General features: G+C 26.5%; 12 protein-coding genes. 2 read left to right on the forward strand and 10 right to left on the reverse strand.

Annotated elements, in window-relative coordinates; all coding sequences use genetic code 11:
- Positions 1-18 precede the first annotated feature (18 nt).
- The 8 genes from Q0J69_RS09480 to Q0J69_RS09515 form a co-directional block, all read right to left on the reverse strand.
- Entirely contained in the window at positions 19-2,775 is a 2,757-nt protein-coding gene (locus Q0J69_RS09480; RefSeq protein WP_297206693.1) for a tetratricopeptide repeat protein, read from the reverse strand.
- Positions 2,776-2,822: 47 nt separating this feature from the next.
- A complete protein-coding gene (locus tag Q0J69_RS09485) occupies positions 2,823-3,239 on the reverse strand; it encodes a hypothetical protein (RefSeq protein WP_297206698.1) in 417 nt (138 codons plus the stop codon).
- Positions 3,240-3,418: 179 nt separating this feature from the next.
- Complete coding sequence (locus Q0J69_RS09490) at positions 3,419-5,119, reverse strand: carbon starvation protein A (RefSeq protein ID WP_297206701.1); 1,701 nt, start codon at positions 5,117-5,119, stop codon at positions 3,419-3,421.
- A 37-nt stretch (positions 5,120-5,156) separates the two neighbouring features.
- The gene (locus tag Q0J69_RS09495; RefSeq protein ID WP_297206703.1) at positions 5,157-5,681 is read right to left on the reverse strand and encodes a hypothetical protein; all 525 of its coding nucleotides are present in this window, start codon (positions 5,679-5,681) and stop codon (positions 5,157-5,159) included.
- A 192-nt stretch (positions 5,682-5,873) separates the two neighbouring features.
- A complete protein-coding gene (gene rdgB / locus Q0J69_RS09500; RefSeq protein ID WP_297206706.1) occupies positions 5,874-6,473 on the reverse strand; it encodes an RdgB/HAM1 family non-canonical purine NTP pyrophosphatase in 600 nt (199 codons plus the stop codon).
- Between the two features lie 24 nt (positions 6,474-6,497).
- Positions 6,498-6,968 carry a GyrI-like domain-containing protein gene (locus Q0J69_RS09505; protein ID WP_297206708.1) on the reverse strand — a complete coding sequence of 157 codons (471 nt, stop codon included), beginning with the start codon at positions 6,966-6,968 and terminating at the stop codon, positions 6,498-6,500.
- A 22-nt stretch (positions 6,969-6,990) separates the two neighbouring features.
- Positions 6,991-7,503, reverse strand: coding sequence for a DUF1850 domain-containing protein (locus Q0J69_RS09510; RefSeq protein WP_297206710.1), 513 nt, complete (start codon positions 7,501-7,503; stop codon positions 6,991-6,993).
- Positions 7,504-7,515: 12 nt separating this feature from the next.
- Positions 7,516-8,466 (reverse strand): TAXI family TRAP transporter solute-binding subunit, encoded by a 951-nt coding sequence (locus Q0J69_RS09515; RefSeq protein ID WP_297206713.1) that lies wholly within the window; start codon positions 8,464-8,466, stop codon positions 7,516-7,518.
- Positions 8,467-8,857: 391 nt separating this feature from the next.
- On the opposite strand from Q0J69_RS09515, the gene Q0J69_RS09520 reads away from it, so the two are divergent.
- Both Q0J69_RS09520 and Q0J69_RS09525 read left to right on the forward strand, forming a co-directional pair.
- Positions 8,858-9,658, forward strand: a complete 801-nt coding sequence (locus tag Q0J69_RS09520; protein ID WP_297206715.1) for a DUF268 domain-containing protein — start codon at positions 8,858-8,860, stop codon at positions 9,656-9,658.
- A 526-nt stretch (positions 9,659-10,184) separates the two neighbouring features.
- Positions 10,185-10,637, forward strand: coding sequence for a hypothetical protein (locus Q0J69_RS09525; protein WP_297206717.1), 453 nt, complete (start codon positions 10,185-10,187; stop codon positions 10,635-10,637).
- A 6-nt stretch (positions 10,638-10,643) separates the two neighbouring features.
- Here the strand turns inward: Q0J69_RS09525 and Q0J69_RS09530 are convergent, their stop codons facing one another.
- Together Q0J69_RS09530 and Q0J69_RS09535 are read right to left on the reverse strand one after the other, a co-directional pair.
- Positions 10,644-11,630: a DUF2157 domain-containing protein gene (locus tag Q0J69_RS09530; protein ID WP_297206719.1), complete on the reverse strand. Its 987-nt coding sequence runs from the start codon at positions 11,628-11,630 to the stop codon at positions 10,644-10,646.
- A 1-nt stretch (position 11,631) separates the two neighbouring features.
- Positions 11,632-11,958, reverse strand: coding sequence for a hypothetical protein (locus Q0J69_RS09535; protein ID WP_297206723.1), 327 nt, complete (start codon positions 11,956-11,958; stop codon positions 11,632-11,634).
- Positions 11,959-12,331: the final 373 nt, after the last annotated feature.

The raw sequence follows: 12,331 nt of genomic DNA on the forward strand, positions 1-12,331 counted from the left end.
TATAGTATTAATTATTTTTTATTCTGCAGCTGTATTGTCCGTATTATTATCATCAACTGTTGTTTCTTCTGCTGTACTAGTATTATCATTAACTGTTTCTGATTCTTCTGCAGTTGTAGCGTTATCAGTTGTTGTTTCTTCCGTTGCTCCAACATTATCAGATGTACTCATATTATCAGAAGATGATGTTTCTGCAGTATTATTTTCTTCTTTTTTAAGATTATCTATATCTTCTACACTTATACTTAAATCCATTCTTCTTATGACCATTTTAGCAGTTTCAGTATCAACAGCTTCTCCTAAAGAATCAACTAATGTAACTTCAGGGTCTTCATTTCTGTACTGTTTCATTTCAAGTACATAACCTTCAGCATCTTTTGCTATAGTAGTTTTATTTCTTCCGTCATTATTTATATCTATAGTAACACCGTCTATTCTAACTTCATTTACAGTGCTTCTTCCGTCTATATAAGTTTTGGCAGTGGATGTGCTTCCGTCCGCTTCTGTTGTTGTAGTTTCAGTATTTCCTGCCGCATCTCTTGTTACTATTGTAATAGAGCCATTAGGTTTGGCTGTTGTTGTTATGCTGCTTGAGTCGGCATTTACAACTTCAGTAATAGTGCTTGAATCTCTATTAAGCGTTGTAGTTTCTCTTGATCCGTCTTGTCTTATTATTCTTTTTATAGTAGTACCGTCAGGCATTTTTATTTCGCTTATTGTATCATTTGCAACCGTATCAGTTATAACTGTGCCATCAACCTTTTTAGTTACAACTGTAAATGAGCCATCATCATTATATGTTTTAGTAATAACGCTTCCGTCATCAGCTTTTACATTGTACGAGAATGTACCAGCACCAGCTCCTGATGAATTTCTCTCTTCAACTCTTCCGTCTGGATAAACTACTTTTAAACTGCTCATTCCGTTAGTATCAACTGTTGTAGTTCCTATGCTTCCGTCTATATAATTAGCTACCACTACATAGCTTCCGTCTGGATTTTCTGTTTTTACTATTACAGCACCGTCAACACGTTTAGTTTCTGTTTTTATATTTCCTGAATTATCCTCTGTTTTTCTTACCTCTGTACCGTCTAAACTTCTGGTATAGAAAAATGCTCCGTTATCATCTTTATAATTTGTAGTTATAGAGCCGTCAGATCTTTCTACTACAAATGCTTTATTATTATCTAACGTTTTTCTATTTATAAAAGAACCGTCAGGGTATAAAGTATATTCAAAAGTATCTCCTGCAGATGTTTTTGTATTGATAGATTTGGAATTATCTATCATATATGTTTCTACTCTTCTATCTCCGTTTTCAAATAATATTTCTATTTCTCTTTTTCCGTAAGGGTACATTGTATCAGAAACTTCATAATTATTTGAATACATTTTAGTTTTTTCTATTTTTCCATTCTCATAAGTTATTCTCACACCATTGCTGTATAATGTTTCTCTTTCATAATCGAAATTAGGATATATATTTTCTGTTGTTATACTTCCGTCATTATTAGTATTTACTCTATGATTATTAGTAAACGGAATAAACTTTACGGATGTATCGTTGCTTCTTATTAAAGATATAACTTTCTCTAATGATTCCTTTTGATAATAATCATTTCCTACATTTGTTAAAAATATTTCATAGGCTATTGCTGCATTAGTTATTTCTCCAAGTGCTATAAATGTATGTCCCATATTTAAGTAAGCACTGTAATACAAAGCCCAAGTATTATATAGATCAACTGAAGCTATATTGGTTTTTATTTCTACCATATTGCCGTTAGTATCCATAACATTAGTCATGATAACTATATTTGTTACAATATAAGGTTCTTTATTTTCTTCTGTTACAACATAGGTAGAACCTGTAGTTGTGGAGTTAGTATTTAAAGAAACGGCATTAGAATCTCCTGCTGATATTTCATTTGTAACATTATCAGGAGGGAGTGATGTTTCTGATACTGTAGGGTCTACAACTTCAAGATTAAAGTTTGCATTAGGTTCAAATATTACTGTTGTATTTGTGAACTCATATTCATTTGTATATGTATTTGTTATAATAACATTTGTAAATAAAGGCAGTTTAGTGAATGTATTATCTAATTTATTTTTTATATTTTGATTTTCATTATTAAGATTATTTATAGCATCTGATATTGCATTTGTATCGGATGATATTGTATTCGTATCTGATGATACTTCAGGTGTAATCATACTGTTGCTTCCGAATTCATTTGTACCTATAGATATATTTGTTATATTTTCATCAGAAGCTGTATTATCAACATCAAATGTGAATATTGTATTAGTTACTACATTTTGGGAAACTGTATAATTTGTTAAAACTTCATAATTTAATTTTGTTGTGTAAGGAGAATGCAGACGTTCTATAGATCTGTTATACCAAACTAAAGCATCCTCATAATTTTTTAACTGATAATAAGAGTTGGCTATATTATTGCAGTATGAGTATGAATCATTTATATCAAAGGCTAATTTATAATAATTAATTGCATTTTCATACTGCTTATCCTGAAAATAGCATGCCCCTATATAGTAATAGAGCATATCATTTGTGGATAATGGTCTTCTTTCTAGGTATAATAAAAATGCTTCTCTTGCAAAGTTATATTTTTTTTGAAAGAAAAGTTTTTCTGCATTATAAAATTCTCTGTCTATGTTTCTCTCGTCGTTAGGAGCTGCATTCTGTCCTAGTAATGATAATGATACTACTAAAATAGCTGCTAAAGATATTATAAGAAATTTTTTCATAATAATACAATCCTTTTTATAAATTATAAGGATAATATTTAAAACTATTAATTCTTTATATAGTCAAAATACTGATTAAGCAGAGTGCATAATATATATTCGCTGTATCCTTTCACTTTGTTATTTAAAACTTCATTTAAAAATTCAAATGTTTTCTCATCAGGGTTTTCTATATAATATAGTTTCTCTTTATATAAAGATACGCTGTCATTTTTTAACATTTTTATAAGTGAAAGTTCTTTTAATCTGTCTTTATTATCTTCTCTGCTTGCCTTATAAGAAAATAATCTTTTAACTAAATTTTCAAATGACATTTTATTGTACATAACGGCACGTCTTACATCCGTATCAACACTTCCATCATAATTATTTATTTCACTATCAAATATTGCAATTGATATTGCTGACCTTATATCTGCCAATACTGCTCTCTCTTCTTTTAGCTTAAATTCTTTATTAGACATAATATTAGAAAATATACACCTTTATTTAAAATAAAATACTTTTATTATATCGGTAATATTATAAATTAGATTAGATAAAATTATTTCATACGAATTGTATTAATGAATAAACTTATAGTATAATAAAAAACCCCTCTCATAATATTTATGAAAGGGGCATAATAGTTTATGTATTAATATTATTTATTTTTTATAGGATCATTAGGATTTGAAGCAGCTGATCTGTCTTTTAATCCGCGAGCCCATTGACCAGTGATAAATAATTCAACAACAGCTAATATTATCATTACAGCAGCAATACCAGCTAATACATATCCGTCAAAAGTAGCTTTCATAACATTAGTATATACTACTAAGCATAAAGCGGAAAGAGTAACAGCAAACATGAATACTAAAGGAATAATAGTTTCCCAAGAGTTTCTTTTTTGAGTATTTTTTATCCAAGCAGCAACAGCTAATAATGATAAACCAGCTAATAATTGGTTAGCACTTCCAAATATAGGCCATATTCTTTCATAGCCGTAAAGAGTAAATCCTAAAGATATGGCAACAGTAATACCTGTAGCAAGATAAGGATTTGTAAATACGGTTTTTACTGTTCTTCCATCTTCAGTATAGTATTCACCCAATTCTTGAACCAAGTATCTTCCTATACGAGTGGCACTGTCTAAAGAAGTTAAAGTAAAAGAAGCGAATGCTAAAGTAACAAAAGTTTGACCTAATCCCATAGGTATTCCAAAAGAATTCATAAATGTTGCAACGCCTAAAGCAAATCTAGCAGCTGGAGTTCCTTCAGTATTTCCTGCAATTGCAGCAACGCTCATTAAAGCAACTATTGCAACTATACCTTCTATAAGCATAGCTCCGTAACCTACAAGTTTAGCATCTTTTTCGCTATTAAGCTGTTTAGCACTAGTTCCCGAACTTACTAAAGAGTGAAAACCTGATATAGCTCCGCAGGCAACGGTAATAAATAGTATAGGAAACAAATAATTGCCAGCACTAGGCATAAATCCTGTGAAAGCTTGAGTTTGTATAGCAGGTCTCATTATAACCAAACCAATAACACCTCCTACTACCATAGCATATAATAAGAAAGAAGACAAATAGTCTCTAGGCTGCAGAAGTATCCACACAGGCAGAAGAGAAGCACATATTATATATATTACCAATATTATTTGCCAATGAACTTTAGTTAAAGCTAAGAACGGAAATTTATCAGCTAAAAAAACTACAGCCGCTAATAACACAACTCCTATTACAGTTGAAACAGTTACGTTTACGCCTCTTCTATAAACCAAAAAACCGAATAACAATGCCAAAACTATAAAAAGCATACTCGCAGTGCCTGCAGCAGCTTTCTGTTTTTCCGCTAAATCTATAGCATCAATATTTCCAACTGTCTGAACGTTTACTGCGAAAGTACCTGCTGTAATATCCAAAAATGCAGCAACAACTAAACAAATGGTAATGAAAGCATAAAGAGTGAACATTATCTTACCTTTTTGGCTAACATTACTTCTTATAACTTCTCCGATAGATTTACCTTCATGTCTTAAAGAAGCAAGTAATGAACCGTAATCATGCACACCTCCGAAGAATACGCATCCGAATATAATCCATAAATACACAGGCAGCCAGCCGAACATAGTAGCAATAATAGGACCTGTAATAGGACCGGCTCCAGCTATTGAAGAAAAATGGTGTCCTAATAATACTTTAGCATCTGTAGGAACATAGTCTCTGCCATCAGGTCTAGTATGAGCAGGAGTCTTTCTGCCCGGATCTACACCCCATTTTTTCGCTAGATATGAACCATAAGTTATATAGGCTATGAAAAATATAATCATACCTAACAATAGAAGAATGAAAGCATTCATTTTTATCTCCTTAAAAATTTTATTATTTTATAACCTCCTAAAAATCTGAAAGAAGAAGTTTTAATTCTTTCTTACGCATTTTAGGTAAGTATACATTTTTATCTGTCATAGATACTATAGCATATTGCGTTTCTGACCATCCATGAAATAGTAATTTGTAATTGACTTTATAAAAGAATTTTTTTGTTATCTTTTCCCATTCTTTTTCTAAAGGACTTTCTGTAACTAATATTCCTGTTATTAAACTTCTTTTATGAAATTTATTAGGATTAGATAATATAGGAGTAAGTCTAATAAGCATATTTTGAAAATTTTCTATATCTTCATTCTTTAACTCTTTAATAAATCTTAAAAGCATATGTTCAAATACAGAATAACCTTCATAAACTGTAGATTTAGTTATAAATGATTTGAAGAAATCGTTTCTATGAAAAGCATACAAATCAAAGTATTCATCTTCTTTGGTAATTTCATACTCTAAATCAAAATGTCTCATTAGCTTTTCAGAGATATTAAATATGTATTTTTTTACATTTTCGTTATCTATGTGAAGTTTAGCCATTTTTATCTCTCCATGATATATATATTATATATAGATTTTTTCCAATGTCAAGTTTTTATACATACTAAATAGTAATTATTATTATTTAGTATGTATTATAGTATTTTTATATAAAATCTAATCTATAATCTATTCATATTTACAGATAAATCTCATAAAATATTATATGTAGTAATAATATTATAGTCTTTTTTATTTGATTTGTCCATAAATATTTGACAAAATTTCTTTCATTTTTTTCATTGCTAAAGATCTATGGCTAATAGAATTTTTTTCTTCTAATTTCATTTCTGCATAAGTTATATCATAACCATCAGGCTGAAATATTGGATCATAACCAAAACCATCATAACCTCTAGGATTTTCTATTATTTTTCCATTTACTTTTCCTTCTACAGCTATATAGTAATTATCATCCAATACACATACAGCAGCACTAATGAAATATGCACTTTTATCTTCTTTATATTTCAATTCATCTAAAAGCATTTTCATTTTTTCTTCATAAGATAAATTTTCTCCGCCGTATCTTGCTGAGTATATTCCTGGATGACCATTGAGAGCATTAACACAAAGTCCCGAATCATCTGCTAATGAAGGCAGCTTAGTATGATTATATACTGCTCTTGCCTTTATAAGTGAATTTTCTATAAAAGTTTTACCATCTTCTATTATCTCTCCAATACCAGAAGGCATAGGCAGTATTTCTTTTATAACACTTCCTTTTAATATATCTTCCATTTCTTCTAATTTATGTTTATTTGATGTTGCTATTACCAATTTATCTAACATATATATACGCCTTTATTAATTATATTATTTTGATATATTAAAAAATAAATAAAAATCTTTAGAATTGGGTATATAATATTCCATAACATTACCTATTATACTATATCCGTTTTTAGGGGCATAATTTTCTACAATATCATTAAAAACTTCGCTATAGTTTTTAATATTGCATTTTACTTTAATAAACTTTCCGCCTTTAATTTTCCATTTTACCCATCCGCTTGGAGCAGCAGAATTTTCTTTTACTTCTACTCCAGCCATATATTTTCCAACTTCATTCCAAGGAGAAAAAGTTTCATTTATATCATTCATTATACCCCATATTCCAGATAAATTATTATCTTCATCAATTTTCACTAAAGTAATTATTTCTTTTATATTTTTATTAAAATTTTGCCATAATGGTAAAACCCATTCGGAATGTTTCTCACTTTCTCCTATTCCAACTTTTCCTATTACTTCAAAATCTTCTTTTTCCACGATTTCTATGTACATAAATATTTTTGCTCCAAATAATTTATTGTGCCGTTATATATGATTTTATATAATAAAATAGATTCACATTTTTATATTCTATTTTTATGATAGTTTGAGGGTTAAAGGTCTTATTTAATTCAAAAATTTTATCATCTATCATAAGGCTGTGATTTGCAGATGTTCCTATAGATAAATATAAATCTTTGATAATCATGTTAATATTATCTATTTCCATATAATCATCCGTAATGAGAAAAGTTTGTCCTTCTTTTGGCTCAGGAACTCCTGCTCCGTAAGAAACGAATCTTGTCTTTTCCAAAACTATATCTTTGTCTTTATTTATATTGTAGTAATCCCTAATTTTGCTTTTATTTACAGAATGTATATAGGATATTATGAATTCTTTTTTTGGTATTTTTAATATCATATCAATTTTATCATTTTTCACACTATTTAGTATAAGTCTTGGAAACATCGGAACAAATAATATAATAATAATTATAATAGTGATTATTATAAATGTAATGATTTTTTTTAATATTGGAGTATTCATAGTAATCAATAATTATTGTATATAGTATCCTAATTCTTTATAATATTTTATAGCACCAGGATGAAATGGTATAGATATACCTTTGTATGCTTCTTCTATACTAAACTCTTTACCTTTCTCATGGGCAAGACCTAGATCATATTGCTTATCAAATAATGTTTTCATTAAATTATAAACTGCATCTTCAGGTACATTATTATTAACAACAATAGATGCTTTTACAGCGACTGCCATAGTATCAGAAGATACATTATTGTATGTGTTAGCAGGTATTATAACTTTTGAATAATATTTGTATCTGTTAACAATTTCATCCATTTGTATTTTATCCAATGAAATTAAAGTGATATCTGTATGCAGTGATAATTCCTGCAAAGCGGCATTAGGTATACCTGCTACTATAAAACAAGCATCCAATGTGTTATTTTGTAAACCGTCGCTTGAATCTTTAAATGAAAGATTATATTTTTCTATGTGATCAAAACTCAAACCGTATGCCCCTAATATTTGCTTAGCATTAAACTCTACGCCGCTTCCTGCATCTCCTACAGATACTCTTTTTCCTTTTAAATCAGCTATAGTTTTTATTCCGCTTGATTTTGAAGCAGCTATTTGAACTATTTCAGGATATAATGTAAGCATAGCAGAAAAATTAGTTAATACTTCCCCATTAAATATGTCTGTTCCATTGTATGCATAGTACATAACATCATTCTGAGCAAATGCTAAATTAGCTCCTTGTCTATCTAATAATCTTAAATTTTCAGCAGAAGCACCAGTAGATATTGCAGTAATATTCATTCCTTTTATATTGGCATTCCATATACTTGACATACTGTTTCCAAATGAATAATATGTTCCGCTTGTTCCTCCTGTAGCAAAAGTATAATTATAATTTGCACTCTTTTTACATGAAATAATCAATAATGATACGGCAATAATAACAATAATTATTTTATTCATAAGAAATCCCCCCATTTTGTATATGACTAATAATATACTCATATTATTAAAAGTCAATATTTGTTATATTTATAATAATACATATTATTAATATTTTATTTCTTACAGATTTAGTTTTTTCATTTATTGGATTGTTTTTTTATAAAAATATTGTATTATATTGATAGTGAAAAATTTAATTATACTTCAAAATATGATAGCTTTATGTTCTTATCAAGCAAGCAAGCAAGCAAGCAAGCAAGCAAGCAAGCAAGCATAATATGTTTTTATCTATATAATTATTTATTATCCTTTATAAATATGCTATATTACTGCATCTCCTACTATGCGGTCATTCTTATTTTAACATTCTTAAAATGTCAAGTTAAAAAATAATATATGGAGTATTTAGATGACTAAAGAAAAATTGGATAAAATTAATAAGATTGTGTGGTTTATACCATTTAGAGGTTTAAGAGATAGAACTAGAGAAAAGTTAAAAAATAAAGAAAATAAAAAATGGATTAAGGAATGTATAGAAAAATATAATGCTTTAAATAAGTCTGGAAGATTTCCAATAGAATCTAAGAATAATTGGTATATATTTGGTGAAGATGTTATAAATATTGGTTTTGATGCCCATTATTTATATCATCCTGCTTGGGCTGCTAGATGTTTAAAAGAGATAAATCCTAAAAATCATATAGATATATCTTCAATTAAAGATTTTTGTACCATTGCTTCAGCTTTTATACCTATTGACTATTATGAATATAGGCCGCCACAAATTTATAATTTAAAAGGTTTTAATACTTATTCATGTGATATAACGAATCTCCCTTTTGAAGATAATAGTGTAGAATCTATATCTTGTATGCATGCTATGGAGCATATTGGTCTAGGAAGATATGGTGATGAGGTAGATCCAGATGGTGATATAAAAGGAATAAATGAATTAAAAAGAGTTACTAAAATAGGAGGAAATATACTTTTTGCTGTTCCTGTTGGTAAGCCTAGACTTCAATATAACGCTCATCGAATATATTCTTATGATATGATAATGGAATATTTTCAAGGATGTAAATTAATAAATTATTCTTTGATACCTGACAATGCTTTAGATGATAATGTTGGTATAATAAATAATGCTACAAAGGAATTAACAGATAAACAAATACATGGATGCGGATGTTTTTGGTTTCAAAAATTATAGTTTATATAATATTTAATTATAATTTACTTTTATAAGTATTAAAAATTATGGTATGTATTAGATAACTTAACTTATTAAAGTTTTAGTATTAATTGTAGTAAATTAAGTAAATATATATAACTAAAATTAATATAATATTTTTAGTAAGAATTATATCTATATTTAGTTAAAGTTGATATAGTTACATATTATTATTAATAATTTTATTTTTAATGTTGAAATACAAATATATGACAGCTAAAGTTAAAAGAAAAGTGAAACGATATATCATAATATATTATGATTTTTATAGCTATTATAATATATTATATTTATCTGAATTAAATATTTTATAATTAAAAATAAAAAAAATTGAAGAAAAATTATTAATTATATAAAATTATTTTATATATATTTGAGAAATTATTGAATAGTTTTAGAAATATTATATAAAAATAAAGATCATAAATTTAATTGTATAGAAAAGCTTTTAAATTTAAAAGATTTTATTATATATTCAAGAATTAAGCATGGTGATAATTATTGTTTGATGTTAGGAGGTTTTGATTTAGTTTTAAATAATAATTCTTTTTGCCTAAATATATCAAATGTTTATAACGGTTGTTATGGAGATCATTTTATTATTATCTCAAATAAAAAGTATATATATCATTTGTATGAATATTCAGGATTAGAAATTTTAGATATTCCGAATAATCATTGTATAGCAGGATTGGCTTGGGTTCATCTTGGCAGTGTAAAAAGAGGCTATAATATTAATAGTAAAATTGAAGTTAGAGATATAATAAAAATGACTAATGAAGATATGCTGGAATATATAAAAGGAAAAGATTATAGAGATATAAAAAAAGATTTTACTATAAAATATTTTGATAATGATAAAAAATATATAAATGATGAGTTTTATAGAATATACCTAGAAAAGCCTCTTGAATATGCTGTTAAACATTATTCTGATAAAATAGAAAGATTATGGTAATATACATTATCTATATTTTATGATACGTTCTATTATTATTCCTATTATTATGGTTGATGAACCTAATATAATAAAAAATATCCAAGTATTCATTCTAAAATAAAAATATTCAAAATATCTTATATATAGATTAAGTATTATTAAGAATATCGAATATTTTACTATAGAAGAAATTTTCAATTTATATCCCATTATAAGAGTGATGATATTTGATAATAGAAACAATGAACTATATATAAGAATATATGGATTTCCATACTCTTTAAGAATTATTGCATAGTCATAATTACCAAATACTGACATAAATGCTAATATTGTATTCAAATATAATAATCCTATTGTGTAATAAATGACTGAAAATTTAAAATATTTATTTCCTAGTTTTTTATTTATATCAGTTATTCCAACTAAAAATATGAATATGCTGCTTATTATAAATCTTATATAATTATTAAGCCTCAAATCTACACCTGATATATCAAATCCCTCAATACCATACCAAGTAATTATTGATATTATTGCTATAGATAATACTACATAATTTCTTTTTATATATGCTATTATAAAAAACAGAATTATGCTTATAAGTGATAATAGAATGAAATTATCTTTATTATTAGTAATTATATATGAAATTGTAAATATATCAGCGGATAAAAATATGGATGATAATGCTGTTATTGCAGAAGAAGTTTTAGGCAAATATATTTCTTTTCTCTTAAGAACCTCATCTATTATAAAGCCTAATATAAAGAGTGTAAAAAATAAGAACGCTATAAAATAGAGAGAAAAAATATAGAAACTTATAAAAGATATGAAACCCAAAGACACCATTACAATACCCGTTATCATTATAGCTCTTATAATAGGCTGCCAATTTATATAATCATCTTTGTATTTTTTTGACAGAGTTTCAAATTGCTCATCCGTAATGATATTATCTTTGTTCCATTTTTTTAATTCTTTTAATATAAATCTGTTTTTACTGCTCATATTAATAATCTTTGAATATTTCTTTTTTTATATATTTCATATTATCTAAAGTATATCTGGTATAATCATTGCTTCCGTCTGGAGATTTCATTGTTCTTAATACTCTTATATATTTTATAAAATTTTTAAAATTATCAGTTAAATTTTCTGGAACAATTTTTTTTATATCATCTTTTATACTTTCATTAAAATCATCACCGTTCTCAAGTATTATCATATCGCATAATTCATTTTTATTTTCAAAAAAACTTTCTAAATTGTTGTTTTCTAAATATAATATAAGTTCATTTAATTTATCTGCGATTAACTGTATGTTTTTATTATTCATAATATTATTATCCATTTAAGCATATATTTATAATTTAATATTATAATATAATAATTGCAATATAGAATTATTTTTATATAAAAATTATATAATTTAAAATTGAATAGTTGTTAAAAGTAAATAATATTTACATTTTCTAATATTTTTACATAGTTGTAAATACTATATGTATTATTTGTATTCTAATATTGTTGTTTTTATATAATTATTGTAAATTTTTAGTAAAATTAATGTAAACTATATTGATAATTTCTGTATATAGGCTATACTTATAATTGTAAAGATAATTTACATACATAGAGATAACAAAATACTTATAAATAAAAAAGGAGATTTTACTATGACTAAAAAATTATTCGCTTTATTAATAACT

The organism is uncultured Brachyspira sp. (genome assembly GCF_944388875.1).
Taxonomy (GTDB): Bacteria; Spirochaetota; Brachyspiria; order Brachyspirales; family Brachyspiraceae; genus Brachyspira.

Excerpts from the sequence above, each read along its gene's own strand:
- Q0J69_RS09480 (WP_297206693.1), bottom strand. The coding sequence starts at position 2,775 with ATGAAAAAATTTCTTATAATATCTTTAGCAGCTATTTTAGTAGTATCA.
- Q0J69_RS09485 (WP_297206698.1), bottom strand. The coding sequence starts at position 3,239 with ATGTCTAATAAAGAATTTAAGCTAAAAGAAGAGAGAGCAGTATTGGCA.
- Q0J69_RS09490 (WP_297206701.1), bottom strand. The coding sequence starts at position 5,119 with ATGAATGCTTTCATTCTTCTATTGTTAGGTATGATTATATTTTTCATA.
- Q0J69_RS09495 (WP_297206703.1), bottom strand. The coding sequence starts at position 5,681 with ATGGCTAAACTTCACATAGATAACGAAAATGTAAAAAAATACATATTT.
- rdgB (WP_297206706.1), bottom strand. The coding sequence starts at position 6,473 with ATGTTAGATAAATTGGTAATAGCAACATCAAATAAACATAAATTAGAA.
- Q0J69_RS09505 (WP_297206708.1), bottom strand. The coding sequence starts at position 6,968 with ATGTACATAGAAATCGTGGAAAAAGAAGATTTTGAAGTAATAGGAAAA.
- Q0J69_RS09510 (WP_297206710.1), bottom strand. The coding sequence starts at position 7,503 with ATGAATACTCCAATATTAAAAAAAATCATTACATTTATAATAATCACT.
- Q0J69_RS09515 (WP_297206713.1), bottom strand. The coding sequence starts at position 8,466 with ATGAATAAAATAATTATTGTTATTATTGCCGTATCATTATTGATTATT.
- Q0J69_RS09520 (WP_297206715.1), top strand. The coding sequence starts at position 8,858 with ATGACTAAAGAAAAATTGGATAAAATTAATAAGATTGTGTGGTTTATA.
- Q0J69_RS09530 (WP_297206719.1), bottom strand. The coding sequence starts at position 11,630 with ATGAGCAGTAAAAACAGATTTATATTAAAAGAATTAAAAAAATGGAAC.
- Q0J69_RS09535 (WP_297206723.1), bottom strand. The coding sequence starts at position 11,958 with ATGAATAATAAAAACATACAGTTAATCGCAGATAAATTAAATGAACTT.